This is a genomic window from Actinomycetospora rhizophila (genome assembly GCF_042657905.1).
GTDB lineage: Bacteria > Actinomycetota > Actinomycetes > Mycobacteriales > Pseudonocardiaceae > Actinomycetospora > Actinomycetospora rhizophila.
In genome coordinates, this window is the sequence record NZ_JBHSKG010000003.1 from 79,938 (window position 1) to 105,013 (window position 25,076).

Annotated in this window: 26 protein-coding genes; 15 read left to right on the forward strand and 11 right to left on the reverse strand. The window is 74.8% G+C overall.

Translation table 11 applies throughout. The features are described 5' to 3' along the window. Position 1 precedes the first annotated feature (1 nt). Complete coding sequence (locus tag ACFPK1_RS07830) at positions 2 to 1,510, reverse strand: class I SAM-dependent methyltransferase (RefSeq protein ID WP_378020361.1); 1,509 nt, start codon at positions 1,508 to 1,510, stop codon at positions 2 to 4. A gap of 200 nt (positions 1,511 to 1,710) precedes the next feature. Between ACFPK1_RS07830 and ACFPK1_RS07835 the strand changes: the two genes are divergently transcribed. The 4 genes from ACFPK1_RS07835 to ACFPK1_RS07850 are packed head-to-tail and all read left to right on the forward strand — an operon-like array spanning position 1,711 to position 5,446. Continuing rightward, positions 1,711 to 2,673, forward strand: a complete 963-nt coding sequence (locus tag ACFPK1_RS07835; RefSeq protein WP_378020362.1) for a cyclase family protein — start codon at positions 1,711 to 1,713, stop codon at positions 2,671 to 2,673. Further along, positions 2,673 to 4,334 carry a class I adenylate-forming enzyme family protein gene (locus ACFPK1_RS07840; protein ID WP_378020363.1) on the forward strand — a complete coding sequence of 554 codons (1,662 nt, stop codon included), beginning with the start codon at positions 2,673 to 2,675 and terminating at the stop codon, positions 4,332 to 4,334. The genes ACFPK1_RS07835 and ACFPK1_RS07840 overlap by 1 nt, the downstream gene beginning before the upstream one ends. Before the next feature lie 50 nt (positions 4,335 to 4,384). Further along, entirely contained in the window at positions 4,385 to 4,912 is a 528-nt protein-coding gene (locus ACFPK1_RS07845; RefSeq protein ID WP_378020364.1) for a DUF305 domain-containing protein, read from the forward strand. Positions 4,913 to 4,924: 12 nt separating this feature from the next. Beyond that, the gene (locus ACFPK1_RS07850) at positions 4,925 to 5,446 is read left to right on the forward strand and encodes an HAD family hydrolase (protein WP_378020365.1); all 522 of its coding nucleotides are present in this window, start codon (positions 4,925 to 4,927) and stop codon (positions 5,444 to 5,446) included. A gap of 1 nt (position 5,447) precedes the next feature. Here ACFPK1_RS07850 and ACFPK1_RS07855 read toward each other — a convergent pair whose 3' ends face one another. Further along, positions 5,448 to 6,338: an isocitrate lyase/PEP mutase family protein gene (locus ACFPK1_RS07855; protein ID WP_378020366.1), complete on the reverse strand. Its 891-nt coding sequence runs from the start codon at positions 6,336 to 6,338 to the stop codon at positions 5,448 to 5,450. 99 nt (positions 6,339 to 6,437) lie between these two features. Between ACFPK1_RS07855 and ACFPK1_RS07860 the strand changes: the two genes are divergently transcribed. From ACFPK1_RS07860 to ACFPK1_RS07875, 4 genes are all read left to right on the forward strand, one after another. Next, positions 6,438 to 7,097: a GntR family transcriptional regulator gene (locus tag ACFPK1_RS07860; RefSeq protein ID WP_378020367.1), complete on the forward strand. Its 660-nt coding sequence runs from the start codon at positions 6,438 to 6,440 to the stop codon at positions 7,095 to 7,097. Continuing rightward, positions 7,094 to 7,705, forward strand: coding sequence for an isochorismatase family protein (locus ACFPK1_RS07865; protein WP_378020368.1), 612 nt, complete (start codon positions 7,094 to 7,096; stop codon positions 7,703 to 7,705). Before ACFPK1_RS07860 ends, ACFPK1_RS07865 begins: the two co-directional genes overlap by 4 nt. 199 nt (positions 7,706 to 7,904) lie before the next feature. Continuing rightward, complete coding sequence (locus ACFPK1_RS07870) at positions 7,905 to 8,258, forward strand: hypothetical protein (protein WP_378020369.1); 354 nt, start codon at positions 7,905 to 7,907, stop codon at positions 8,256 to 8,258. Positions 8,259 to 8,326: 68 nt separating this feature from the next. Then, the gene (locus tag ACFPK1_RS07875) at positions 8,327 to 8,884 is read left to right on the forward strand and encodes a TetR/AcrR family transcriptional regulator (RefSeq protein WP_378020370.1); all 558 of its coding nucleotides are present in this window, start codon (positions 8,327 to 8,329) and stop codon (positions 8,882 to 8,884) included. A gap of 14 nt (positions 8,885 to 8,898) precedes the next feature. Here ACFPK1_RS07875 and ACFPK1_RS07880 read toward each other — a convergent pair whose 3' ends face one another. From ACFPK1_RS07880 to ACFPK1_RS07910, 7 genes are all read right to left on the reverse strand, one after another. Continuing rightward, on the reverse strand, positions 8,899 to 9,591 hold the full coding sequence (locus ACFPK1_RS07880) for a glycoside hydrolase family 16 protein (protein WP_378020371.1): 693 nt from the start codon (positions 9,589 to 9,591) through the stop codon (positions 8,899 to 8,901). Between the two features lie 4 nt (positions 9,592 to 9,595). Further along, complete coding sequence (locus ACFPK1_RS07885) at positions 9,596 to 10,807, reverse strand: sensor histidine kinase (RefSeq protein ID WP_378020372.1); 1,212 nt, start codon at positions 10,805 to 10,807, stop codon at positions 9,596 to 9,598. Then, positions 10,797 to 12,305 carry a glycosyltransferase family 2 protein gene (locus ACFPK1_RS07890; RefSeq protein ID WP_378020373.1) on the reverse strand — a complete coding sequence of 503 codons (1,509 nt, stop codon included), beginning with the start codon at positions 12,303 to 12,305 and terminating at the stop codon, positions 10,797 to 10,799. The genes ACFPK1_RS07885 and ACFPK1_RS07890 overlap by 11 nt, the downstream gene beginning before the upstream one ends. Then, positions 12,302 to 13,378, reverse strand: a complete 1,077-nt coding sequence (locus ACFPK1_RS07895; protein ID WP_378020374.1) for a HEAT repeat domain-containing protein — start codon at positions 13,376 to 13,378, stop codon at positions 12,302 to 12,304. Before ACFPK1_RS07895 ends, ACFPK1_RS07890 begins: the two co-directional genes overlap by 4 nt. 26 nt (positions 13,379 to 13,404) lie before the next feature. Continuing rightward, complete coding sequence (locus tag ACFPK1_RS07900) at positions 13,405 to 13,779, reverse strand: response regulator transcription factor (RefSeq protein ID WP_378020375.1); 375 nt, start codon at positions 13,777 to 13,779, stop codon at positions 13,405 to 13,407. Positions 13,780 to 13,849: 70 nt separating this feature from the next. Next, positions 13,850 to 14,329: a protein-tyrosine phosphatase family protein gene (locus ACFPK1_RS07905; protein ID WP_378020376.1), complete on the reverse strand. Its 480-nt coding sequence runs from the start codon at positions 14,327 to 14,329 to the stop codon at positions 13,850 to 13,852. A gap of 67 nt (positions 14,330 to 14,396) precedes the next feature. After that, positions 14,397 to 15,287, reverse strand: coding sequence for a LysR substrate-binding domain-containing protein (locus ACFPK1_RS07910; protein WP_378020377.1), 891 nt, complete (start codon positions 15,285 to 15,287; stop codon positions 14,397 to 14,399). Between ACFPK1_RS07910 and ACFPK1_RS07915 the strand changes: the two genes are divergently transcribed. The 5 genes from ACFPK1_RS07915 to ACFPK1_RS07935 all read left to right on the forward strand — a co-directional run bounded on the left by ACFPK1_RS07915 (position 15,286) and on the right by ACFPK1_RS07935 (position 20,044). Continuing rightward, entirely contained in the window at positions 15,286 to 15,756 is a 471-nt protein-coding gene (locus ACFPK1_RS07915) for a Rieske (2Fe-2S) protein (RefSeq protein WP_378020378.1), read from the forward strand. The two genes, ACFPK1_RS07910 and ACFPK1_RS07915, sit on opposite strands and share 2 nt — an antisense overlap. Then, a complete protein-coding gene (locus tag ACFPK1_RS07920) occupies positions 15,743 to 16,027 on the forward strand; it encodes a hypothetical protein (protein ID WP_378020379.1) in 285 nt (94 codons plus the stop codon). The genes ACFPK1_RS07915 and ACFPK1_RS07920 overlap by 14 nt, the downstream gene beginning before the upstream one ends. Beyond that, positions 16,024 to 17,232, forward strand: coding sequence for an amidohydrolase family protein (locus ACFPK1_RS07925; RefSeq protein ID WP_378020380.1), 1,209 nt, complete (start codon positions 16,024 to 16,026; stop codon positions 17,230 to 17,232). Before ACFPK1_RS07920 ends, ACFPK1_RS07925 begins: the two co-directional genes overlap by 4 nt. A gap of 224 nt (positions 17,233 to 17,456) precedes the next feature. Then, on the forward strand, positions 17,457 to 18,311 hold the full coding sequence (locus ACFPK1_RS07930) for a siderophore-interacting protein (RefSeq protein WP_378020641.1): 855 nt from the start codon (positions 17,457 to 17,459) through the stop codon (positions 18,309 to 18,311). 77 nt (positions 18,312 to 18,388) lie between these two features. Continuing rightward, on the forward strand, positions 18,389 to 20,044 hold the full coding sequence (locus tag ACFPK1_RS07935; protein ID WP_378020381.1) for a serine/threonine-protein kinase: 1,656 nt from the start codon (positions 18,389 to 18,391) through the stop codon (positions 20,042 to 20,044). Here the strand turns inward: ACFPK1_RS07935 and ACFPK1_RS07940 are convergent. Both ACFPK1_RS07940 and ACFPK1_RS07945 read right to left on the reverse strand, forming a co-directional pair. Then, the gene (locus tag ACFPK1_RS07940) at positions 20,041 to 21,945 is read right to left on the reverse strand and encodes an aldolase/citrate lyase family protein (RefSeq protein ID WP_378020382.1); all 1,905 of its coding nucleotides are present in this window, start codon (positions 21,943 to 21,945) and stop codon (positions 20,041 to 20,043) included. The genes ACFPK1_RS07935 and ACFPK1_RS07940 overlap by 4 nt on opposite strands. Before the next feature lie 68 nt (positions 21,946 to 22,013). Next, a complete protein-coding gene (locus tag ACFPK1_RS07945; protein ID WP_378020383.1) occupies positions 22,014 to 23,141 on the reverse strand; it encodes a response regulator transcription factor in 1,128 nt (375 codons plus the stop codon). 113 nt (positions 23,142 to 23,254) lie between these two features. Between ACFPK1_RS07945 and ACFPK1_RS07950 the strand changes: the two genes are divergently transcribed. Further along, entirely contained in the window at positions 23,255 to 23,668 is a 414-nt protein-coding gene (locus ACFPK1_RS07950; protein ID WP_378020384.1) for a RidA family protein, read from the forward strand. A gap of 28 nt (positions 23,669 to 23,696) precedes the next feature. Then, positions 23,697 to 25,034, forward strand: a complete 1,338-nt coding sequence (locus ACFPK1_RS07955) for an FAD-binding oxidoreductase (protein WP_378020385.1) — start codon at positions 23,697 to 23,699, stop codon at positions 25,032 to 25,034. The last annotated feature ends 42 nt before the right edge of the window (positions 25,035 to 25,076 follow it).

Consider the following 25,076-nt stretch of genomic DNA (forward strand, 5'->3'; position numbering starts at 1 on the left):
GTCAGTTCCGATCAGCGGTCAGCCGTGGACCGGACGCCGTCCCGCGCAGACGGCGCAGGGCGCCCCGGCGCAGACCCTCGCCGACCGACCGCACGGCGGGCGGCGTCCCGGGCCGGCGGGCGTAGCGCGGGGGCATGCCGAGCACCACCCAGCGCCGCAGCAGCAGCGGGGTCTGCGCGATCGGGCGCCCCGCGGCGAGGTCCTCGAACGCGTCGGGGTCGAGGTGCTCGCCGGCCGAGGTGTAGGAGCGCATCTGCGCGTTCTCGAAGGCGTACCAGGTCGACGGGTAGCGGAAGACCAGGTGCACGCCCTCGTCGTCGTGCTCCACGTCGAAGATCGGGTTGATGCCCAGCGAACCGGCGCCGTGCGGGGTGCACGGCAGCCTGTCCGTGTCGTCGAACAGCGTCTCGTCGCGCGAGCTGATGAGCGCGAGCCACTTGTGCTCGGCCAGCTCGCCGGGGTCGCGCGCGTCGCGCAGGCGCAGCCCGCGCCCGGCGCGGTAGGCGTCGATCAGCTCGTCCTCGCTGGTCAGCCGCACCGGCGCGCCGTCCACGAGCGCGGCGTAGCCCTCGGGCGTGCGCTCGCGGTCGCCGTCGTGGGGCTCGAGGCGCCGGTTGCCGATCCGGTCCAGCAGGATCGTGTCGTCCACCGCGACCCGGCGCATCTCGTTGGCGGCGCCCTGCTGGTCGTCGAAGAGGTGGAAGGCGTCGGAGCACAGCGAGGCCGCGAACGCGTCGTCGGCGAACGGCAGGGCCTCGACGCGGTCGGCGCACACGAACTCCTGGTCGGGGGCGATGTAGCGGCGCGCGACCCAGAGCTGGAAGAAGTTGCGGTCCACCCCGACCGAGCGCAGCGGCTCGTCGCGGGCCCCGAGGTGGTACATCAGGTGGCCGAAGCCGCACGCGAGGTCGAGCACCGCGCCCCGGCCGACCGGGAGATGCCGGGCGAGCTCGATCGACGCGACGTAGCGCGGCTGCCCGTAGCGGGCGAAGAAGTACGGGAAGATGTCCGCCGCGATCTGCTCGGACGAGCGCGCGTAGCAGAGCTCCATCCAGTCCTGGGCGGTCAGCGCCTCGTGGTCGGCGAGCATCGCGGTGACCTCACCGCGCCGGGCCGCGAGCGCGAGCGAGGGCCACGGGCCGCGCGTGAAGGGCAGGCGCAACCGGCGGCGCCCGCCGAGCCCGAAAGGCACCGCCGGCGGGAAGGTCAGCAGGGCGATCAGCGCGTCGAGCCCCCGGTCGGCCTCGAGCAGCGCGACGAGCGCGTCGTGGTCGGGGCCGGCCACCTCGGTGCGCCCCGTGACGTGGTCCTGCACGTCGACCCGCCCGCGGCGGACGATCGGGATGGAGTCGAGCACCGGGTGTGCCGCGCAGGAGCAGCGCAGGACGCCGAAGGTCCCGCCGGCCATCGGCTGGGTCGGGGTCGGCGCGAGGACCGGTGCCTCCCGGCAGTCGGGGCAGCGGAGCACACCGCGGTCGGGGTCGGCGGGGAGCAGCAGGGAATCGGGCATCGGGCTCACTCGGGTCGAAGGCGACTAATTGCGCACAATCTGTTCACCGAGCGTAAGCGTCGGACGGTGTCCTCCGACGCACTCCCGTCCGTGTCTTCACCCGCCCGGCGCAGCGGTTCCACTCCGCCGGAGCACCCCTTGTCGGTCGCCGGGCGAGGGGGCACCGTGGGCCACCTCACGGTGATCTCGAGGAGGAGCTCATGGCCGACGTCCCGTCCATGCGGGAACTGCTGGGCGACCATCCCCCGCAGAACTGGGGGAAGTGGGGGGACGACGACGAGGTCGGCTCCCTGAACTACCTCGACGCCGCCCAGGTCCTGCGCGGGGTGGCGAGCGTGAAGAGCGGGCAGGTCGTCACGCTCCAGTGCCCGATGGGCCACCCCCACGGCGACCCGGTGTTCCCGGGCCGGGAGGGGATCAAGCGCGAGATGGTCTGGGACCACGACGTCTTCGAGTCCGGACAGGGCCCGAGCTTCCCGGGCGGCATCCGCGCCACCGACGACAAGGCCGAGATCTTCCTGCAGGGCTCCTCGCAGTACGACGCGCTCGGGCACGCCTGGTACGACGACACGCTCTGGAACGGGCGCCACGCGGACACCACCAACGGCGGCGGCATGAGCTGGGCGTCGATCCTGCCGATCGCGGAGCGGGGCATCGTCGGGCGCGGCGTGCTCGTCGACATGGCCCGCCACCGCGGCAAGGACTGGCTGGACAAGGGCGAGACCTTCACCCACACCGACCTCGAGGACGCCGCGGCGGCGCAGGGCGTCACCATCGAGGACCGCGACATCCTGCTGGTCCGCACCGGGTTCCTCAAGTACTTCTACGCCACGCCCGCGGACGAGTTCTACGAGGGCTTCATCGAGCCCGGGCTGACCTACTCCCGCGAGCTCGTGGAGTGGTTCCAGAACAAGGAGATCCCCAACCTCGTCACCGACACGATCGCGAACGAGGTCACCGCCGACCCGGAGAGCGGCGTGCTCCTGCCCCTGCACGCCTCGCTGCTGCGCAACCTCGGCATCAGCCTCGCCGAGATCATCTGGCTGGACGACCTCGCCGACGCGTGCGCCGCCGACGGGCGCTGGGACTTCCTCTACACCGCCGCGCCGCTGAAGATCCACGAGGCGACGGGCTCGCCGGTGAACCCCGTGGTGATCCGCTGATGGGGACGTACGACGAGCGTCCCTGGCTGGCGCGCTACCGCAGCGACTACCCCGCCGACATCGAGCCCGAGTACCCGAGCGCGCTGGCGATGTTCTCGGCCGCCCTCGAGCGGTCGCCGGACACCGAGATCGTGCGCTACTTCGACGGCACGATCACCCTGCGCGAGCTCGACCGGCTCTCCGACCGGTTCGCGGTCGCGCTCGCCGACCGCGGCTTCGACAAGGGCCACCGCCTCGCGACCTACCTGCAGAACATCCCGCAGGTGCTGATCGCCGTCATCGGGACGTGGAAGGCCGGCGGCATCGTCGTGTCGATCAACCCGATGAGCCGGACCCGCGAGCTGACGACCCTGCTCCTGGACTGCGAGGCGACCGCGCTGCTCGCCGAGGAGGACCTCTTCGGGCAGGTCGCCGCCGAGGTCGTCCCGACGATCCCGTCGCTGCGCATCGCGTGGACGACCTCGCCGCTGGAGTACCAGACCCGCCACGACGAGCGCCTGTTCAAGGGACTGGAGCGCACGCGCCACGAGGGCACCGAGGACCTGTCCGAGGTGCTGGAGTCGGTGGGCGACCGGAAGCCCGAGCCGGTCGAGCTGGGGCCCGACGACGTCGCCTTCCTCGGCTACACCTCGGGGACCACCGGCCCGCCGAAGGGCGCGATGAACACCCACCGCAACGTGGTGTTCAACGCGCAGACCTACCGGGACTGGATCCAGCTGGGGCCGCAGGACTCGGTCCTCGGCGTGGCCCCGCTGTTCCACATCACCGGCGTCATCGGGCACATGGCGATCGCCCTGCTCGTCCCGATCCCGCTGGTGCTCGCCTACCGCTTCGAGCCCCAGGTGGTGCTCGACGCGATCCGCGAGCACCGCCCGACGTTCTCGATCGGCTCGATCACCGTGTTCATCGCGCTGATGAACGCCGAGGGCGCCCAGCGCGACGACCTCGCGTCGATGACCCGGCTCTACTCGGGCGGGGCGCCGATCCCGCCGTCGACGATCAAGGCGTTCTCCGACCAGTTCGGGCTCTACATCCACAACTTCTACGGGCTCACCGAGACCAGCTCGCCCTCGCACGGCGTGCCCCGCGAGGCCGACGCGCCGGTGGACACCGCGTCGGGCGCGCTCTCGGTCGGGGTGCCGATCTTCTCGACCGTCGTGCGGATCGTGCGCGACGACGGCACCGACGCCGACGTCGGCGAGGTGGGTGAGATCGTCACCCGCGGGCCGCAGGTGGTGCCCGGCTACTGGAACAAGCCCGAGGAGACGCAGAACGCCCTGCGCGCCCCGGACGGGTCCGTCGAGCTCAAGACCGGCGACGTCGGCTACATGGACGACCAGGGCTGGTTCTACGTCGTCGACCGCAAGAAGGACCAGATCAACGCCGGCGGGTACAAGGTCTGGCCGCGCGAGGTCGAGGACGTGCTCTACGAGCACCCCGCGGTCCGCGAGGCGGCGGTGGTCGGCGTCCCCGACGAGTACCGCGGCGAGACGGTCAAGGCGTTCGTGTCCGTGCGCCCGGGCCAGCAGGTCGAGCCCGACGAGCTCATCGCGTTCTGCAAGGAACGGATGTCGGCGTACAAGTACCCGCGCCAGGTCGAGCTGATGGACGAGATCCCCAAGACGGTCACGGGGAAGCTCCTCCGGCGGGCCCTGCGGTAGCCCCGCGCCCGCACGGCGGCGACACGCGGCGTCGGCGACGATCGTCGTCGATGATCCGTGTGCTCGCCGCCGTGCTGCTGGCCGCCGCCGTGGCGGGGTGCTCCGGCGCGCCGCCCGCCCCCGCCCCCGCTCCCGATCCCGCCGCGGTCGACGCCGCGTTCCTGTCCTCGATGATCCCGCACCACGAGCAGGCGCTCGAGCTCACGGCGATGGTCGGCGGGCGGGGCGCGTCGCCGGGTCTGGCGGCGGTCGCGCTGCGCATCGACCGCGAGCAGGTCGAGGAGATCGGCCAGATGCAGGGGCTGGCGCGGGCGCGGTCCCTGCCGGTCGGGGCCCACGACGGGATGCACGGGGCCATGCCCGGCATGGCCGACCCCGCGACCCTGGCGACGCTGCCGACCCTGCACGGCCCGGCGTTCGAGCGGCGGTGGCTCGAGACGATGATCCGCCACCACGAGGGGGCGGTGACGATGGCGCGCGGGTACGCCGGCACCGACGAGACCCTGCGCCGCTTCGCGCAGACGACCGTCGCGTCGCAGTCGGTCGAGATCACCACGATGGAGCAGCTGCTCCACTAGCATCGCCGGGTCATGACGCTGCCGTCGCGGCCCGCGGTGCCGCTGCTGTTCGTCGAGGTCGAGGGCGTGCTGCGCAAGACGCCCGACGACCTCGGGCGCCCGTGGCGCGGTCCGTTCGACATCGAGGTGTTCCCGGACGCCGTCGAGCGCCTGCGCCTGTGGAAGGGCGCCGGCGGCCGGATCATCGGCTTCAGCCAGCAGGGCGGCGTCGCGCTGGGGGAGACCGACGAGCAGACCGCGGTCCGCACGTTGTGGACGGTCCGCGAGCGCGCGGCCAACCTGCTCGACCACGTCGTGCACTGCCCGCACCACCCCGACGCGACCATGCCCGACCACGCCCGCTGCTGGTGCCGCCTGCCCAAGCCCGGGATGCTCATCGCCGGCCAGCACGAGGTGTCGCTGCGCCAGCAGGAGCAGTACCCGCTGTGGATGGCCCTGCTCGTCGCGCGCTCGCCCGAGGCCCACGAGGCGGCCGAGGCGCTGGGCCTCGACCACCTTGACGGAGACCGCTGGCGCCGCGACGGGGGCCGGTAGCTCAGGTCGTGAAGCGCTGCTCCAGGTCGCGGATCTCCTCGAGGCCCTCGCGGGCGGCGAAGGCGTCCAGCCCGCCGATCTCGTCGAGCACCGCGGCCGGGGTGCCGTCCTCGCGCAGGCGGGCGAGCACCGCGCGCATCGCGGTGTCGGCGGCCAGCAGCGTCGAGACCGGGAAGAGCACGAGCGAGAACCCGAGCTCGGCGAGGCGCTCGTGGGACAGCGGGGGCGTGCGCCCGCCCTCGGCCCAGTTGAACAGCAGGCGGTGGCCCTTGAGCGCGGTCGCGACCGTCTCGATGGCCTCCTCGGAGGTCGGCGCCTCGACGAACAGGATGTCGGCGCCGGCGTCGGCGAACCGCTTGGCCCGCTCGATCGCGGCGTCGAGGCCCTCGACCGCGGCGACGTCGGTGCGGGCGATGAGCACCATGTCGGGGTCGTTGCGGGCCTGGACGGCCGCGCGGATCTTGGCCTCCATGTCCTCGACCGGGACGACGACCTTGCCCGCGAGGTGCCCGCAGCGCTTGGGCATCACCTGGTCCTCGATGTGGAGCCCGGCCACCCCGGCCTGCTCGTACTCGCGGATTGTGCGGATCACGTTGATCGGGTTGCCGTAGCCGGTGTCGGCGTCGGCGATGAGCGGGATGTCGATCGCGGCGGCCATCCGGCGCGCGTTGTCGACCATCTCGGCCTGGCCGAGCAGCCCGATGTCGGGGCGGCCGAGCAGCGAGGCGGTGGTGCCGAAGCCGGTCATGTAGGCGACGTCGAACCCGGCCTGCTCCACCAGTCGCGCGGAGTGGGCGTCGAACGCCCCGGGCGCGAGCACCGGGCGCCCGGCGTCGAGCAGCTCGCGCAGGCGGACGCGGCGGTTGCCGGGACGGCTCAGCAGATCTCCCACGGCACGGCTCCTTGTGCACAACGGCGGACGGCTGTGGGCGATCGTGCCTTGTCGGGCTCCGCGGCGCACCCTACGTTGCGTACAACACCGGGAGGCGTGGTGACGAGAGCGGAGCAGCGCGGGGGCCGTGCCTCGGAGCGCGCCCTCGCCGACCTGCGCGAGGCCATCCTCGCCGGGGACCTGGCCGCGGGCGCGCACCTCGGCGAGGTCGAGATCGCCGAGCGCCTCGGCCTCTCGCGGACCCCCGTGCGCGAGGCCCTCACGCGCCTCGCCGCCGAGGGGCTCGTCGAGCTCGAGGCCCACCGCGGCGCGCGCGTCACGCGGTTCTCGCGCGAGGACCTCGACGGCATCTTCGACGTGCGCCTCGCCCTCGAGCCGCGGGCGACCGCGCGCGCCGCCGCCCACGCCACGCCGGCCGACCTGGACGACCTCGACGCGCTCGCCGCGGCCATGCTCGCGATCGGCGCCCCCGGCCCGGAGCAGGACCTCGACGCGCTGGTCGACCTCAACCGCGACTTCCACGCCCGCCTGCTCGCGCTCGCCCGCGCGCCCGCACTCGCGGCGGCGCTGGCGAACGTCGTGCACACGCCGGTCGTGACCCGGACCTTCCGCACCTACGACCCGTACTCGCTGGCGCGCAGCCTCGCCCACCACGCGGAGATCGTGGCGGCCCTGCGCGCGGGCGACGGCGACTGGGCGGGTGCGGTGATGCGCTGCCACCTCGGCAACGCGCGCGCGGTGATGGTGGAGGAGAGATGAGCAATCCGCACGGGGCCCCGTTCGCGGGACGCGTGGGGTGGGGTGGGCGGCCCGCGCTGGTCGTCGTCGACCTCGTCCGCGCCTACGTCGAGCCCGACGGCCCGTTCTGGCTGGGCTCGGCCGACGTGCTCGGGCCGGCGGACCAGCTGGTCGCGGCGGCCCGGTCGGCCGATGTGCCGGTGCTCTGGACCGTCGTCCGGTTCGCCCCCGACATGGGCGACGCGGGGTTCTTCGCGGCGAAGGTGCCCTCGCTGGCGTGCTTCGCCGAGGGCGCGCCGGGCGGGTGGGGCGAGCTGGCGCTGGCCCCGCGCGACGGCGAGCCGGTCGTCGCCAAGCAGCACGCGTCGTCGTTCGCGGGCACGTCGCTCGCCGGGACCCTGCGCGCCCGCGGCGTCGACACGGTCGTCGTCGCCGGGGTGTCGACGTCGGGGTGCGTGCGGGCCACCGCCACCGACGCCTCGGCGGCCGGGTTCCGCCCGATCGTCGTGCGGGACGCCTGCGCCGACCGCACCGCCGCGCTGCACGAGCAGAACCTCGCCGACCTCGACGCCAAGTACGCCGACGTCGTCGACCTCCCCGCGGCCGTGGCCCACCTCGGCGGTCCCTGACCCGGCACCCGAGGTCACGTCCAGGTCACGATCGTCTGCGCCTCCTGCCCCTCCATCCCGCGGCGCCCGGTTGGACCGGTTCGTCGGCTCGACGGGAGGGGGCCGAGAGGTGTATTCCGGGCACCGACGACCCGATCCGCGCCGCACCCCGCGGCGGCCGGGCCGCCTCCGTCGCCGAGCTGCGAGGAGCGTGATCGCCGTGAGCGAGCGTCCGTTGTCCGACCGCCGTCGCCATGAGCACGCCGCCCTGGACTGGGAGGTCCGGGGGTGGGCCGACCCGCCCGGCCACCGCCCCGACGTCGACGGGTGGCGCAGCGTCGGCTGGAGCGAGAACCACGACGACGCGGTGCTGCTGGCCCACGCCCTCACCGCCGCCGGGACCTACGAGTACGCCGAGGTCTGGGGCCCGTGCGAGGAGGCGACGCCGGGGCGCGCGCGGGTCTGCGAGCGCTTCCCGGAGCCCGACGCCGAGGAGCGCCGGGCGCTGTGGCTGCGGGCGGCCGCCGAGCACTACACCGACGGTATCGACCTGCCGCACCGCACCACGGTCTGAGCGGGCCGTCGCTGCGCGCTCGCCGGGAACATAGGAGCTGCTACGTTCGCCGGCGAGGGGGTGGTGACGTGACGGTGACCAGCCGCGAGGGCTTCTTCGACGCCGCGATGACCCTGCTCGCCCGGCAGGGTCGCTCCGGGCTGCGTCTGGCCGCGCTGTGCCGGGCCGTCGGCGTGACGAGCGGGTCCTTCTACCACCACTTCGGCGGCTGGGACGGCTTCGTCGACGCGCTGCTCGAGCACTGGGAGACCGTCGACACGCGCCGCCTCGCCGAGATCGCGGGCCGCGAGCCCGACCCCGAGGGCCGCCTCGACGTGCTGAAACACCTCGCGCTGACCTTTCCGCACGAGGCCGAGACCGCGATCCGTTCCTGGGCGCACGGCGACGCGCGCGTGGCCGTCGTGCAGGAGCGGGTCGACGAGCAGCGACGGCGCGTCGTCCTCGACGCCCTCGTCGCCGCGGGTACCGACGAGCAGCGCGCCGGCCGCCTGGCCGACCTGGCCCTCGCCGTCCTGATCGGGTCCCAGCAGCGCCTGGGGCCCACCGACGTGGGAGAGCTCCTGGCCCTGTTCGAGGAGCTGGACGCGCTCGGGCCCCGCACCACGCCGGTCCACGACCACCCCTGACCGGGCGACGCCCGTCAGTCGGGCAGGACCTCGACGCGCTCGACGACGGTGGCCTGCGGTGTCCGGGGTGGGCTGCCGCCCAGCCAGCGCGGGAACCAGGCGTTGAGGTACAGGTGCAGCGGCTCCCGCGGGACGCCGTCGGACCAGGTCACGAGCGCGCGGCCGTCCACCCGGAACGCGACCACCCCGGCGCGTCGGGTGATCTCGTAGTCGTGCGCCCCTGCCGTGGGATCGAAGCCCAGGTCCCGGTCCACGCTGTGGGTCTGGTCACCGCCGGCCCAGGTCGTGAACTTCACCCTCCCGGCCGGGTCGCCGAACAGCTCGACGTCGATCTCGTGGGCACCGTCCGGCGCCGCGTAGAGGAAGAACCCGGTCAGGGAGTCGGGTGCGTCGGGGGCGCGCAGGCGGGCGCGGAACGTGCCGTCGCCGAGCAGTGCCCGCGTGCGCAGCTCGGCGCCGTCCGTGCTGCCCGGGGACAGCCGGAGGCTCAGCGCCCCGCCCGCCACCCCGACCCGGGCCGGGTCGAGCCGGCTGCGACCCAGGTCGTGCGCGGTGCGCTCCCACCGGGCCTCGTCGAGCCCGTCGATCCCGTCGAACTCGTCGACGAACCCCGGGACGCCGGATGCGTGGATCACCGCCCCACCGTCGCACGCCGTGGCCGGCGTGAGCAGGACCAGGGCGCCGAGCAGGAGGACGAGGGGGCGCACGGGGTCAGGCGGCCGGCAGCGTGAACCAGACGGCGATGCCGCCGTCGACGCCGTCGCCGATCCCGATCGTGCCGCCGTGCGCGGCCACGATGCGCCGGCAGGTCGCCAGCCCGATGCCGGAGCCGCCGGGGACGGTGCCGTGGTCGTGGACCTGGCGCAGCAGCGTGAACGCCTCCTCCCGCTGGGCCGTCGGGATGCCGCGGCCGTTGTCCGCGATCTCGATCAGCCACCGCTCGTCGCGGGCCTGCGCGCGCAGGCGCAGGAGGAGGCGCCGGTCGGGCCGGGCGAAGCGCAGGGCGTTGGTGACGACGTTCTGGAGCACCGCGCGCAGCTGGACCGCGTCGCCGCGCACGACGGGCAGCGGGTCGCCGCGCACGTCGAACCCGTCGAGCGCGCCGGTGGGCGCGAGGTCGTCGAGCACGTCGTCCAGGAGCACCGCCAGGTCGACGCGCTCCGGCCGGAGGCCCCCGCCGACCCGCGCGTAGGCGAGCAGGTCGTCGACGAGGTCGCGCATCCGCGCCGCCCCCGCCAGGGCCCGCTCGACGTGCCCGTGTGCGGTGCCGTCGGCGGCGACCGCGGGCCGGTCGGCGAGCAGTTCGAGGAACCCGGTGACCCCGGCGAGCGGGTTGCGCAGGTCGTGGCTCACCTGGCCGGCGAAGGCGGCGAGGTCGCTGTTCGAGCGCGCGAGCTCGGCCCGGGCCTCCTCGAGCTCGCGCACGGTGGTGGCGAGCTCGCGGCCTGCTCGGCGCAGTTCCAGCGCCGCGACCGCCTGCCCGGCGAGCAGGTCGAGCCCGCGCCGCTGGGCGGGGGCGAGGTCGCGCCGGACGCCGTCGAACACGCAAAGGGTGCCGAGCACCGCGCCCGACGCGGTCCGCAGCTGGCCGGCGGCGTAGAAGCGGACGTCGGCCAGCCGCCCCGTGACGAACGGGTTGTCGGCGAAGCGCGGGTCCTCGCGGGCGTCGGGCACCACCACGGGCTCCGACGTTGTGATCGACACCGAGCACATCGAGTCCTCGCGGGCACAGACGGCGGGGGCGATGCCGACCGCGGCCACCTGGTGCTGGAAGTGCTCGCTGATGAGGTTGACCACCGCGTAGGGCACGTCGCAGACGTGGCGGGCGAGCTCGGCGACCGACCGCAGCTCGGGCTCGTCGACGACGCCGTCGACGTCGTAGGGCGCGAGCAGCGCGTCGCGGTCGCGGACGTCAGCGGGCATCGGGCACCACCTCCGACGGGCCGAGGACGGGCCCGGCGGCGGGGACCGGGCCGGCGGTCGACGGGGCCGGCTGGTCCGCGGCCGCGAAGCCCACCCGGGTCATCTGGCCCCACACCGCGCGGCGGCGCAGTACCGCCTCGACGAGACCGCGCAGTCGCCACCACGCCGTCGCCTGCCGGTACCCGACGTTCTCGACCACGGCGGCCCCGATCGCCACCGCGAGGTCACGCCACCCCCGGTACCGGTGGAAGGAGAACTCCTCGACGACGAGGGCGACGAGCGTCAGCGCGAGACCGTAGCCCAGCGCGACGAGGAGGAACAGCACCGCGAAGGTGCCGTCGACGGCGCCCAGGAGCAGACCGGCGGCGAGCGCGACGAGTCCGATCAGCTCGACGACCGGCGCGAGGAGCTCGAACACGACGTAGAACGGGAGCGCGAGCAGACCGACCGCGCCGTACCGCGGGTGGCCGATCATCCCGCGGTGCCGCCACAGGGTCTCGACGAGACCGCGGGACCAGCGCCGTCGCTGGCGGCCGAGCACGGTCGCGGTCTCCGGGACCTCGGTCCACGCGACCGGCTCGGGCAGGAACACCATCCGGTACCGGCGACGCTGCCCGCGCAGGTGCCGGTGCAGGCGGACGACCAGCTCGGCGTCCTCGCCGATCGTGTCCATGTCCAGACCGCCCACCTCGACGAGCGCGTCTCGGCGGAACAGCCCGAACGCCCCGGAGATCACGACCAGGGCGCCGAGGGCGGACCACCCGGACCGGCCCAGCAGGAACGCGCGCAGGTACTCCACCACCTGGATCCGGGCGAGCCACCGCCGCGGCATCCTCAGCTCGGTGACCCGGCCGGCGGTCACCGGGCTGTCGTTGACCGCCCGGACGACGCCGCCGGCGGCGACGACCCGCTCGGGATCGTCCGCGAAGGGCTTCGCGATGGCGAGCAGCGCGTCGGGGTCGAGCACGCAGTCGGCGTCGACCAGGCAGACCAGGGGGTACCGGGCGGCGTTGATGCCGGCGTTGTTCGCCGACGCCTTGCCGCCGTTCTCCTTGCGCACCACCACGAGCGGCGACGCGGCCGCCGGGGCGTGGACGGAGAGGACGGTACCGCGGACCGGGACCTCGTCGGGGACCACGCGGGGCACCTCGACGAGGTCGAACCGGCGGACCAGCACGTCGAACGTGCTGTCGGTGGAGCCGTCGACCACGACGACGACCTCGAAGCGGGGGTGGCGCAGCGAGAGCATCGCCCGGACGCTCTCGACGATCGTCGCCTCCTCGTTGTACGCCGGCATGACCACCGAGACCCCGAGTGTCTGCGGGTCGGCGTACGCGGCGTCCAGATCGGCCCACCGCCGCCGGCGCAGGTGACGGCGGAACTCGCCGACGGCCAGCCCGATGAGCGCGAGATAGCTCGTGTTGAGCGCGAGGAAGTACGCCAGCACGCCCCAATTGGCCAGCACGACCAGGACGGAGACGACGTCGAGGACGGTCATCGCGCTCCCGTCGTGTGGCCGGGCCCCGCGGCGGCGAGGGCCTCCCGGGCGTGCTCGGCGGCGGCGGCCGGGCGCCGGCCGGCGAGCTCGAGGAGGACACGCTCGCCGTCGGGCCCGGCGGCGAGGAGGGCGGCCGCGGCGGTGTGCGCGACCCAGTGGTCGGGGTCGGCGACGAGACGGGCGAGGACCGGGACGGCCGTCCGGGCCCCGAGGGCGCCGAGCGCCTGCGCCGCGGTGGCCCGCAGCGGGGCCGGCTCCGACCCGGCGGTGGCGGCGAGGAGGGGCTCGAGCGCGACCGGGCTGCCGAGACGCCCGAGGGCCCGCGCGGCGCGCAGCCGCACCTCGGCCACCGGGTCCTCGACCAGCGCAGTGACGAGGCGCGGCGCGGCGCCGACGGCGCCGACCAGGCCCAATGCCTCGACCGCGCGGGCCCGCACCCGTGGGTCGAGATCGTCGGCGGCGCGGAGCAGCGCGCCGTGGCTCGCGATGCCGGTGCGGGCCACGGCGGACAGGGCCTCCTGGTGCGGCAGCCGCGCGTCGGGCGCCGCCAGCGCCCGGACGAGCGGAGCCGCGGCCGACGGGTCGGCCAGGTGGCCCAGGGCCCGGGCCGCGACGGCGCGCACCTCGGGATCGCGGTCGGCGAGCAGTGCGACCAGCCGGGGCAGGGCGTCCGCGCCGCCGAGGACGCCCAGCAGGTGGGCGGAGCGGGCACGCTCACCCGGGCGGGCGCGGTGCGTGCCCCGCCGCGCCCGCTCCCGAGCCCCGCGGCGCTCGAGCACCGAGACCAGGGCGCCACGGGCCTCCCCGCGCAGCTTGCCCACCAGGCTCACGACGAGCGGCTCCACCGCGGCCCAGGTCCGGGCGGGCAGGGCGGCCAGCTGGTCGAGCACGGCCTGCGTCGCAGGATCGTCCGGCTCGGCGGCCGCCACCTGCACGAGCAACGGACGCACGGGCGCGACCCGTGCCGCCCGGCGTGCCGCCGCCCGGCGCTGCCACCACCGCCCGGTGAGCAGGGCGGCGACGAGGACGATCAGCACCCCCGCCAGGACGATCACCGCGACCACGAGGACCACCCGGTCGACGGTCGGCCCCGACGAGGTCACCGCCCGCCACGACCCAGGACGGCCCGGACCCGGCTGGCGAGCTCCCGTGGGCTGAACGGCTTGGTCAGGTAGTCGTCGGCGCCCCAGGCGAAGCCGCCCTCGACGTCGCCCTCCTGCGCCCGCGCGGTCAGCAGGATCACCGGCATCCGCGCCGTGGCCGCATCGGCACGCAGTTCACGGCAGACGTCCAGGCCGGTCATCCGGGGCATCATCACGTCGAGCACGGCGAGGTCCGGCCGGGAGCTGCGGGCGAGCCTCAGCGCGGCCTCGCCGTCCTCGGCGACGAGCACGTCGTAGCCCGACTGCTGCAGCTTGAAGACGACGACGTCACGGACGTCCGGGTCGTCGTCGGCCACCAGCACCGTCGTCATGGGCGCCCCCTCGGTCGTGGCGACCCAGAATACGACTATACGGAGTAGGATGCTCGACCGAACGGTCGTATCAATCGGCGGAGCGAGGCTCCCAGCGCGGATCGTGCAGGAGATCCACGAAGTTCGGGTTGTTGAGCGCCCCGGTCCGCGCGCGGCGCACGAGGGCGATGGCGTCGTCCGGGTCGTGCCCGCCGCGGATCAGCGCCGCCGCCGACAGCAGCCCCGAGCGGTTGATGCCCGCCGCGCAGTGGATCAGGACCCGCTTGCCGTCGTTGCGCATGTCGTCGACGAGGTCGGCGAGCCCGCGCAGCGTCGTGAAGTCGGGCGCCGGGCCGTCCTCGATGATCCAGTGCAGGTAGAACTCGACGTCCTCGAGAGGCGGCGCGGCGCCGTGCAGGTCGAACACCGCATCCCAGTGCTCACCGGGCTCCGGGCTCCCCGACTGCCAGATCCCCGGCACGATCTCGTGCGGCGGCCAGGGCGGCGGCTCCTCCTCGAGGTCGTCGCGCAGGTGCGCCGCGACGTAGTCGTCCTCCCGCAGATCCTCCACCGGTGGCCCCTCCCGCCTCGATCCGTCTGTCGTCCATCCTGGCGATCCCCGGGCGGCCGCGCAGGACTCAGGCCCGCACGGCCGCGGCGAACGCCCGCGCGGTCGCGGTCGGCGCCACCTGCGCCGACCACGCCAGGACGATCGGCAGCGGCGCGGGCTCCTCGGCGATCGCCACCGCGACCACCTCCTCGCGCCGCCCCGCCTCCGGGTCGGCCTGCGCGAGCACGGTGAAACCCAGTCCCTGCCCGACGAGCGCCCGGGCGGTCTCGGCGTTCGCCGTCCGGTAGCGCACGCGGGGCGAGAGGCCGGCGGCGAGGCAGACGCCGAGCGCGTGCTCCGAGCTCGGCGGCAGGTCCAGCAGCACCATCGGCTCCCCGGCCAGGTCCGCCAGCGCGACCGCCGCCGTGCCGCGCAGCAGCCGGTGCCCGCGGGGGAGCACGAGGTGGGGCGTGTTCGCCGAGACCGGGATGAGCTCCAGGGCCGGGTCGAGGCGGTGGTCGTAGAGCACCGCGACGTCCAGCTCGCCCTCGAGCAGGCCCCGGACGAGCAGGTCCTGCGAGCCCTCGACGAACTCGACGCGCGCGCGGGGATGGTGGGCGACGAAGCGCCCGATCGCCGCGGGCAGCAGGCCGGGCGCGAGCGTCGTGTAGCAGCCGACGCGGACGGTGCCGGCGACCTCGCCGGGGTCGCCGGCCGCGGCGTCGGCCAGCTCGCCGGCCTCGCGCAGCAGCCGGCGCGCCCGGCGCAGCGTCTCCTGGCCCGCCGGGGTCAGCCGGATGCCGTGCGCGCGGCGGCGCACGGTGAGCTGCGCGCCGAGCGAGCGCTCGAGCTCGTCGAGGGCCAGCGAGAGCGCGGACGCCGAGACGTGCAGGGTCGCCGACGCGCCCGCCAGCGTCCCCGCCTCGGCCACCGCGACGAAGTAGGTGAGCTGCCGGAGCGAATACGCAGGATTGCTCATGTATCAGCCCACATACCTGAACTTTACAAGGGTTGTGGCCTGGCGCACCGTGGTCGCCATGACCACCACGCTCGACGGCTCGGCCCCGCCGACCCGCACCTACGACGTCGGCGCGAGCGACGAGGTCGCCGAGCGCGGCCGCCTCGTCGTCACCCTCGGCGAGGGGGTCGACGCCGTCACCGTCGGCGTCTTCCGCTTCCGCGGGCGGCTCCACGCCTACGAGAACCGCTGTGCGCACCAGGGCGGGCCGGCCTGCCAGGGCCGGATCGTCGCGCGGGTGCGCGAGCGCCTCGACGACGCGCAGCGCAGCCTCGGCCTCGCCTTCGAGGACGACTCGATGCACATCGTCTGTCCCTGGCACGGCTTCGAGTACGACGTCACCACCGGACGTCACCCCGGGCGTCCCGACTACGCGCTGCGCCCGGTGACGGTCGGCGAGGAGGGCGGGCGGATCCGTGTCACGGTCTGAGCGCATCGCCGCGCTGGTCGACGAGCTGACCACCGAGGTCGACGCCGGGCTCGGTGACGGCGCGATCGCGACGCTCGACCCCGACGTCGCCCGCCGCCTCGTCGCGGTCGCCGCGCGCCTCTACACCGTCGCCGCCGAGGAGGACGCCCACCCGCTCGCGGGCACCGACGTCACCCCCACCGAGTCGGTCGTGCTCGCGACCGCCGCCCTCAAGGCGCACGACCTCAACCCGTTCGACCTCGCTCTCTGGTTCTCGAGGAGCTCGTCATGACCATCGACGACGGGGTGCGTCGCCTGCCCACGCAGGAGATCACCACCCACACCGACAGCCGCGAGATCCTCGCGAACGCCCGCCGCGACACCGAGCGCTACGGCCTCGACGAGTACTTCATCGTCGACGTCGACTCCCACCACGTCGAGCTCGACTCGTGGCCGGAGATCCTCGAGTACCTGGACTCGCCGGTGCTCAAGGACACCGCGCACCAGATGATGCGCAACTGGCCGCAGGCCTCCCACCTGGCGCTGCACAACCACCCGCCCGGCCTGACCATGCAGGACGTCTCCGGCCGCATCCCGCACCAGGCCTCGCTGGGCGAGGAGACCCCCGGCGCCGCGTCGGGCGCCGAGCGCGACGTGACGCTGGTGCGCCGGGCGATGGACGCGATGAGCATCGACCTGCAGGTCGTCTTCCCCCAGCCGATGCTCGAGACCGGCCTGCACCCGCAGCCGCAGGTCGCGAGCGCGCTGCTGCAGGCCTACAACCGCTGGTTCACCAGCCAGATCCTCCCGCGCGAGCCGCGGGTGAAGACGATGCTCGGCCTGCCGTTCGAGGACCCCGACGCGTGCCTGGCCACCGTCGAGGAGTTCGCCGACCACCCCGGCGTCATCGGGTTCCTCGTGACCAGCCAGCGCCACGCCGGCGTGCACCGCAACGCCTACATGCCGCTCTACCGGATGCTCGAGGAGCGCGGGCTGCCGATCGGCTTCCACGCCGGGCCCAACCAGGCCGACTCGATGACGTCGACGATGAACCGCTTCCTCTCGGCGCACGCCATGAGCTTCGTGACCTGCAACATGACCCACATGACCAACTGGGTCATCAACGGGATCCCCGAGCGGTTCCCCGGGCTCAAGACGATCTGGATCGAGAGCGGGCTGGCCTGGGTGCCGTTCATGATGCAGCGGCTCGACCACGAGTACTACATGCGCCAGTCCGACGCCCCGCTGCTGACGAAGCCGCCGTCGCACTACATGCGCGAGATGTACTACACGTCGCAGCCGATGGAGTGGACCGACGACGCACTGCTCGAGGCGACGCTGCGGGCGATCGACGCCCCGAACTCGCTGATGTACTCGTCGGACTGGCCGCACTGGGACTTCGACGTGCCCGGGCGGATCGCCTCCCTGCCGTTCCTCGACGACCACGCCAAGCGCAACATCCTCGGCGAGACCGCCCGGAAGGTCTTCGGGCTCTAGGTCGGCGTGGGTTCGTCAGCCTGGCGGCCACGCTGACGTCCAACGTCAGGAAAGCCGCCACGATCACGTGCCCGGTTCGGGTGTGTCCGCCGGCGCCCGTCGGCGTGTCGGCGTGTTCCGCGTCCCGCTCGGCGCCCCGGACGATTTCCGGGGTGGCTCGATCCAGGATGGTGAGGCTAGCCTTCCTCGCATTCGGGCGATCGGGAGGTGAGCGCGTGGCGAGGATGGCGGTGCTGCCGGGCCTGCGCGTGACCGGGTCGTCGCAGCTCACGCCCCGGATGCGGCGGATCACCCTCGGTGGGGAGGCGCTGCACTCGGTCGAGCCGGTTGCGCCGGGCGCCCACGTCCGCCTGCTCTTCGGCGACCCCGGGGCCGAGGTCACCCTCCCGGTCGCCGGGCCGTCGGGCCTCGTGTGGCCCGCGCACGCCCCGCGGCCCTACGCGCGCAGCATGACGGTGCGCCGGCTCGACGCCGCGCGCGGCGAGATGACCATCGACATCGCGCTGCACGGCGACTCGGCGGCCGGCCGGTGGGCCTGCGCCGCCCGCCCCGGGGACCCGGTGGGCGTGGTCGGCCCCGGCGGCGGCTGGACCCCGCCCGCCGACGCCCGGTCGGTCCTGCTCGCCGGCGACGAGGCCGCGCTGCCGGCGATCGCCGCGCTGCACGAGGCGCTGCCCCCCGAGCTGGAGGTCCGCACGGTCGTCGAGGTCGCCGAGCCCGACGACGAGCTGGCGCTCGCGCGCCCCGTCACCTGGGTCCACCGGGCGCTGGCCGGCACGCTCGAGGACGCCGTCCGCGGGTGCGCGGTCACCGCCGGGGTCGCCGCGTGGGTCGCGGGGGAGGGGCACGCGGTCAAGGCGATCCGGGAGCACCTGCGCCTCGATCGCGGGCTGGCCCGCAGCCACTGCCACGCGATCCGCTACTGGACGCGCGGGCGGTCGCACGAGGACTCCGACGCCACGTTCGGCGCCGCCCGCGCCGAGGCCGCCCGCCGGGGCATCGACCTCGTCACCACCCAGGACGTGCACGAGATGAGCTACGAGCTCATGACCGGCGGTTTCCGGCTCCCGGCAGGCTGAGCCCGGCCTTCCCACATGATCGCCGCCCGTCTCGGGCAGACTCCCGGCACCGACCGGTTCGAGGCGAGGGGTGGCGGGTGGCCGACGAGGGCGAGCTGATCGCCGAGCGCTACCGCGTCCGCACGCGCGTCGGGCAGGGCGCGATGGGCGTCGTGTGGCGGGCGGAGGACGAGCGGCTGCAGCGCGAGGTCGCGCTCAAGCAGGTCTCGCTGCCGGCGGGTGCCGACGACGCGGCGCGCGAGCAGGCGCACCGCCGGGTGTTCCGCGAGGGCCGGATGATCGCCCGGCTGCACCACCCGCACGCGATCGCGGTGTACGACGTCGTCGAGCACGACGGCCGGCCGTGGCTCGTCATGGAGTACCTCGCCTCGCGCAGCCTCGCCGAGGTCCTCGTCGCCCACGGGCCGCTCGTCGGTGACCGCGTGGCCCGGCTCGGGCGCCAGGTCGCCGACGCGCTCGCCGCGGCCCACGAGGCCGGGATCGTGCACCGCGACGTCAAGCCCGGCAACGTCCTGCTCGCCGACGACGGGCTCGTCAAGGTCACCGACTTCGGCATCGCCCGCGCCGTCGACGACGTCACCCTCACCTCGACCGGGATGATGGCCGGCACCCCCGCCTACCTCGCGCCCGAGGTCGCCCGCGGCGGCACCGCCGACTTCCGCTCCGACGTGTACTCGCTGGGCTCCACGCTCTACACCGCCCTCGAGGGCACCCCGCCCTTCGGCACCGGCGACAACCCGCTCGCCGTGCTGCACCGTGTCGCGTCCGGCGAGTACGCCCCGCCGCAGCACCGGGGCGCGATCACCGCGCTCGTCGAGGCGCTGCTGCGCCCCGAGCCCGAGCGCCGTCCGACGATGGACCAGGCCCGCGACGAGCTCGCCCGCCTCGTGGCCGCGGACGCCGGCACCGAGGAGGGGCCGGTGACGCCGTTCCTCACGCGCCCGGAGCCGGCGCCGCCCGCCCCCGAGCCGGCACCGCCCGCCCCGGAGCCCCCGCGGGCCGCGGCGATGGTGGCGGCACCGTCGCGGCCGCCGGCGGGCGCCGGACCCGGCCCCGGCGCGCCCGCCGCGCCGCCGCCCGCGCCCGACACCCGGCCGGCGACCACCGCGCCCGTCCCGGAGCCCGCCCCGGTGTCCCCGGTGTCCCCGGTGTCCCCGGCGACGTCGGAGGGTGACGAGGGCGGGCGGCGGCGCCGGTGGCCGTGGGTCGTCGCGGTGGCGGCGGTCGTCGTGATGGTCGGTGTCGTCGTGGTGGCGGCGCTGCTCGGGACCACCGGCGACCGGCCCGGCGCCTCGGTGCCGGGCAGCACCGCGGCGCCGGAGGCCGGAGGCGAGGCCGCGCCGGAGACGTCGGGCGCGGGCACCGGCGGCGCAGCCACCGAGGGCGGGGCCGGGGGCGGTTCGGGGCTCGCCGGCAGCCCCGAGGACCAGGCCCGCCAGCAGGCGGTGATCGACTACTACGGCCTCATCCCGGACCGGCTCGACGAGGGCTGGCAACGGCTCACGCCGTCGTTCCAGCAGGGCACTGCGGGCGGGTTCGACGGCTACCGCGGCTTCTGGGGCACGATCTCGCAGGTCACCGTGCGCGCGGTGTCGCCCGCGGGCGGCAACGAGGTCGACGCGACCGTGACCTACCGGTACGCCGACGGGCGCGAGGTCGACGAGCGCACGGTGTTCCGGCTGGTCCAGGAGGACGGCATCTGGAAGATCGACGGGCAGCGCCAGGCGAGCTAGGGGGCGAGGAAGACGCGCTCGGGGTGCGGGTGGCGCAGGAAGTCGTGGTGGGAGATGTCCCAGCCGTAGGCGCCGGCCGCCTCGAACACGACGACGTCGCCGGCCCGCAGACGCTCGACGGGCGCGCGGGCCAGCGTGTCCTTGGGCGTGCAGAGCTCGCCGCACACCGTGACCTCCTCGCCGGCGACCTCGGGGCGCGGGCGGCCCGGCGGCCACGCCTCGACGGGCACGACGCGGAACGGGTGGCTGTGTGCCCAGGACGAGGGCAGGCGGAAGTGGTGGGTGCCGCCGCGCAGCAGGGCGTAGGCGTGCCCGTGGGTGTGCTTCACGTCGAGGACCTCGGCGGCGTAGACCCCGCACCGGGCGACGAGGAAGCGCCCGCACTCGAAGTCGATCTCGCGCCAGCGGGCGGGGAAGGTCTCCAGGAGCTCGGCGAGGCCGCGGCAGAAGGCGGGCCAGTCGAAGGGCCGGTCGAGCGCCGCGTAGTCGACGCCGATGCCCCCGCCGACGTTCACGACCTCCGCGCGCACTCCGTAGCGCTCCTCCCAGCCCAGGACGGCGTCGCGGTAGTGGGCGAGCATCGCGAGGTGGGTGGCGGGGTCGAGGTTGTTCGACAGCGAGTGCAGGTGGAAGCCGGCCAGGCGCAGGCCGGGGAGGTCGGCGACGGCGCCGACGGCGGCGGGCAGGGCGGCCTCGTCGATCCCGAACTGGGTGGGACGCCCGGCCATGGCGATCGTCGCCGCGGGGAACGGGCCGGCGAGGTTGACGCGCAGGAGGACGTCGGCGGTGGTCCCGGCGGCGGTCGCGGCGTCGGAGAGCCGGTGCAGCCCGAGCACGCTCTCGACGTGGAACCTCGTGACCCCCGCCGCGACGCCCTCGGCGAGCTCCTGGTCGGTCGGCACCGGGCCGCCCATCAGCACGGACGCGTCGGGGGCGGCGTCGCCGACCACCCGCAGCTCGCCTCCGGACGCGACCTCGAAGCCGGCGACGATCCCGTCGAGCGCGGCGACGACCCGCTCGTCGGAGTTGGCCTTCACCGCGTAGAACATGCGGCACCGGTCGGGCAGGGCGTCCACGACCGCCCGCGCGTGGTCCCGCAGCGCGCGCAGGTCGTAGGAGAACAGGCACACGGGCTCCGGGGCCTCGACGGCGGCGGCGATCACCTCGTCATGTGAGCGAAATTCCCGGCTATAGCCGGGAATCTCGCTCACATGGGTGCGGAAGGCCCGCACGGCCAGGGAGCGCTCCTCGCCGAGGACGACGTCGGTGACGCCGCGGGCCTGCCAGCGGGCGTGGTCGGCGGGGACGCGGGGGATGGCGCAGAACCTGACACCGGCCTTCTCGCAGGCCGCGTGCACCGTGTCGACGGCCGCCCGGACGCGCGGGTGCCGCGTGCGCCACGGCACGCCGAGCGACTGGGACAGGTCGGCGGCGCCCTCGAGCACCATGTCCAGACCGGGCGTCGTGACGATCTCGTCGATGACCTCGAGCGCCTCGGCGTCCTCGATCATGGCGACGATCGTGGGCCTGGCCGTCGTCACGTGGGTGACGAGGTCGGTGCGGCCGTAGCCGACCATGCGCCCGGAGTTCAGCGACCGCATGCCGTCGGGGGCGTAGCGCGCGGCGCGGACGACGGCCTCGACGTCGGCGCGGCTGCGCACGTGCGGGATGACGATCCCCGTCGCGCCGGCGTCGAGCACGCGCAGCACGAAGCCCGGGTCGTGCTCGGGCACCCGCACCCACGGCGCCACCCCGGACACCTCGGCGGCGCGGATCATCTCCTGGAGCGTGTCCGGGGAGACGAGCGCGTGCTCGGCGTCGAGGATCGCCACGTCGTACCCGGCGGCACCGACCATCTCGACCAGCGCGGGCGACGGCGTCGCCACGAAGAGCCCCTTCACGTGGCGCCAGTGTGCCCTGCGCTACGTGAGCACTTTCCGGGCCTATAGCCCCGGAAAGTGCTCACGTACTAGGAGGCGAACCACCCCGACGGGGCCAGCGCACCGCCCTCGACGAGGTGCGGGGCGTAGTGGTCGTTGTAGATCTGCGCGATGAGCTCGCGGCGGCTGCGCACGCCGACCTTCGCGAAGATCTTCTTGAGATGGTCCTGCACCGTGTACGCCGAGAGGTGCAGGCGGGCCGCGACGTCCGCGGTGTCGACGCCCGCGAGCACCAGGGCGACGACGTCGCGCTCGCGGCCGGTCAGCCCGTACGAGGCGACGATCAGCGGGATCACCTCGGGCGGCCGGGCGTCCTCGAGGGTGACGACCACGTCGGTGCCCGAACCGTCCCGGCTCAGCAGCGGCGACGCGTGCGCGACGAGCCAGCGTCCCGTCCGCGAGCGGAGCCGGGCCCGGGGCACGGCGGCGGTCGGGTCGGAGGCGCGACGGCGGGCCGCGCCGACGATCGCACACACCACCTGGGGCAGCGGGGAGTCGCCGAGCGGCCCGCCGCCGAGGTCGGCGATGCGCGCCTCGGCACCGACGTTGGCCTGCACCACCTCGTCGTCCGCGCCCACCACGAGCACCGCGGGGCAGCCGGCCTCGCCCGCCGCGGCGAGGTCGACCGCGCCCACCACGAGCCCGCTGCGCAGCCCGCGCGCGAACCCCGGCGCCACCGAGCTCACGAACTCCTGCTCGGCGAGCGTGAACGTCCGCCCGCCCTGGTGGAACAGGGCGATCCCGCCCCACGTCGCCCCGTCCGCGGCGAGGCCGGCGCGCAGCTCGTCGGAGTAGTCCCAGATCGGGGAGAACATCTCGGCGAAGCGTCGCGAGCGGGTGGGGTCGCCGCCGGTCTCCGCGGCCAGCGTGGCCACCGCGCCCGGGCGGCGGGACACCGCGCGGAAGTCGTAGACGTCGTCGACCTCGTACTCGTGGTAGGACCACTGCAGGTCGTGCTCGTCGTCGACGTCGCCCCACTTCACGGTGGCCGTGACGAGCTCGGTCGCCGGGTCGACGGTCGCGAGGCACGCCGCGGAGAACGGCAGGGCCTTGCGGAGGGTCTCGATCGCCGCGGCCCCGAACGTCGGCCAGTCGAGGCCCGCGCTCGCGAGCCCGTCGATCTGCGTGCGCACGCGTTCGGCGCTCACCGCGGTCATGTCACGCACTGTAGCCTGTGTTGCGACGATCGGGGCATCCCAGATTCCTGGGGTGGGCAGACACCAGCGCGCTGGGATGGGCCGGCGCCGATCACCGGCGCACGCTTCCCGGCATGACGGTCCCGCAGCTCAGCGCGCCACTCCGGATCAACCCGACGTCCTGGGACGCGGCCCTCCACGCCGACCGGGCCCAGCTCCGCCCGGCGCCCGCCCGGCTACTGACCGTGGCTGGTCAGGGCTCCCTGGATGTCGACGGGCAGCTCCTGCACGAGGGCGACATGTCCGCGCAGATGTCGCTCGCCATGGCCCACGTGGAGGACCTGCTGGCCCGCGGCGGCATGGACCTGCGCGACGTCACCCGCCTCGTCGTCCACGTGACCGACATGGACGCCGCCCTCGCCGCGTACGGCGCCGTCACCGAGCGGCTCGACGCCGCCGGCGCCACCCCGCCCACCACCCTCCTGGCGGTCGCCCGCCTCCCCGTCCCCGGCATGGCCGTCGAGATCGACGCCACCGCCGGCCGCTGACCCCGTCCACACCCCGAGAGGAACCATCGTGACCACGTCGATCACCGCCCCCGCCCTGCTCCCGGCCGACCCGGCCTACGCCGCCGCCGTCGCGCCCTTCGTGACCACCGTGACGCCACGCCCCGACATGGTCGTGGAGGCCCGCAGTCCCGCCGACGTGGTGGCCGCGGTCAGATGGGCGGGCGAGGAGGGCCGCGCGGTGACCGTCCAGGCCACCGGGCACCAGCTGGTGACCGACCTCGCCGGCTCGGTCCTGATCTCCACCCGCCACCTCGACGACGTGCGCGTCGACCCGGCCACCCGCACCGCGGTGGTCGGCGGCGGCGCGCAGTGGAAGCAGGTCATCGCCGCGGCCGTCCCGCACGGACTCGCCCCGGTCGGCGGCTCCTCGTCGGGCGTCGGCGCCGCCGGCTTCTGCCTCGGCGGCGGGCACGGGCCCCTGTCCCGGGCGCTCGGCACCGGCGCGGACAACGTGCGCCGCATCCGCATCGTCACCGCCGACGGCATCGAGCGCGATGTCGACGCCACCCGCGAGCCGGACCTGTTCGACGCCCTGTGCGGCGGCAAGGCCGGCTTCGGCGTCGTCACCGAGATCGAGGTCGCGCTGCACCCGATCACGCGCCTCTACGGCGGCGGGATCTTCTTCCCCGGTGAGGCGTCGCCGCAGGTCCTGCACACCTGGCGCGAGTGGATCGCGACCCTGCCCGAGGACGCGTCGACCTCCGTCGCGCTGCTGCGCCTGCCCCCGGACCCCTCGCTGCCCCCGCCGCTGCAGGGCGCCTTCGTGGCGCACCTGCGCTTCGCCCACCTCGGCACGGCCGAGGAGGGCGCCGCGCTGCTCGCGCCGATGCGGGCGGTGGCCACGCCGATCGCCGACATGGTCGACGAGATGCCGTTCGCCGCCATCGACGCGGTCCACGCCGACCCGACCGAGCCGATGCCGGTCTGGGACGACTCGGCGACGCTGGCGACGCTGCCGGCCGAGGCGGTCGACGCGCTGCTGACCGTGGCCGGGCCGGGCGTGGAGACCCCGCTGATCATCGCCGAGCTCCGCCAGCTCGGCGGCGCGATCGCCCGTCGCCCCGACCGGGCCCACGACGCCGTGGCGGGCCGCGACGCCGGGTTCAGCCTCTACGCCCTGGCGCCGATGTTCCCGCCGGTGGCGGCGATCGCCCCGGCGGCGACGAAGGCGGTCGTCGACGCGATGCGGCCCTGGACGGTCGGCGGGCTGCCGAACTTCCAGGGCCTGGGCTCGCGCGGGCGCCTCGGGCCGCTGTGGGACGACGCGACGGCGGCCTTCCTGACCCGGGTCCGCGAGGAGTACGACCCGGCCGGCATGTTCCGGACCGTGGGGCTGATGGCCTGACGGCCACGTGAGTGGAATGGGTCGCCAGGGCGACCCATCCCA

Bases quoted from the DNA above. Each gene is read 5' to 3' on its own strand.
- ACFPK1_RS07845 (WP_378020364.1), top strand. From the start codon at position 4,385: ATGATCCGTGTGCTCGCCGCCGTGCTGCTGGCCGCCGCCGTGGCGGGG.
- ACFPK1_RS07865 (WP_378020368.1), top strand. From the start codon at position 7,094: ATGAGCAATCCGCACGGGGCCCCGTTCGCGGGACGCGTGGGGTGGGGT.
- ACFPK1_RS07950 (WP_378020384.1), top strand. From the start codon at position 23,255: ATGACGGTCCCGCAGCTCAGCGCGCCACTCCGGATCAACCCGACGTCC.
- ACFPK1_RS07835 (WP_378020362.1), top strand. From the start codon at position 1,711: ATGGCCGACGTCCCGTCCATGCGGGAACTGCTGGGCGACCATCCCCCG.
- ACFPK1_RS07900 (WP_378020375.1), bottom strand. From the start codon at position 13,779: ATGACGACGGTGCTGGTGGCCGACGACGACCCGGACGTCCGTGACGTC.
- ACFPK1_RS07850 (WP_378020365.1), top strand. From the start codon at position 4,925: ATGACGCTGCCGTCGCGGCCCGCGGTGCCGCTGCTGTTCGTCGAGGTC.
- ACFPK1_RS07885 (WP_378020372.1), bottom strand. From the start codon at position 10,807: ATGCCCGCTGACGTCCGCGACCGCGACGCGCTGCTCGCGCCCTACGAC.
- ACFPK1_RS07890 (WP_378020373.1), bottom strand. From the start codon at position 12,305: ATGACCGTCCTCGACGTCGTCTCCGTCCTGGTCGTGCTGGCCAATTGG.
- ACFPK1_RS07830 (WP_378020361.1), bottom strand. From the start codon at position 1,510: ATGCCCGATTCCCTGCTGCTCCCCGCCGACCCCGACCGCGGTGTGCTC.
- ACFPK1_RS07945 (WP_378020383.1), bottom strand. From the start codon at position 23,141: ATGACCGCGGTGAGCGCCGAACGCGTGCGCACGCAGATCGACGGGCTC.
- ACFPK1_RS07910 (WP_378020377.1), bottom strand. From the start codon at position 15,287: ATGAGCAATCCTGCGTATTCGCTCCGGCAGCTCACCTACTTCGTCGCG.
- ACFPK1_RS07915 (WP_378020378.1), top strand. From the start codon at position 15,286: ATGTATCAGCCCACATACCTGAACTTTACAAGGGTTGTGGCCTGGCGC.
- ACFPK1_RS07930 (WP_378020641.1), top strand. From the start codon at position 17,457: ATGGCGGTGCTGCCGGGCCTGCGCGTGACCGGGTCGTCGCAGCTCACG.
- ACFPK1_RS07840 (WP_378020363.1), top strand. From the start codon at position 2,673: ATGGGGACGTACGACGAGCGTCCCTGGCTGGCGCGCTACCGCAGCGAC.
- ACFPK1_RS07925 (WP_378020380.1), top strand. From the start codon at position 16,024: ATGACCATCGACGACGGGGTGCGTCGCCTGCCCACGCAGGAGATCACC.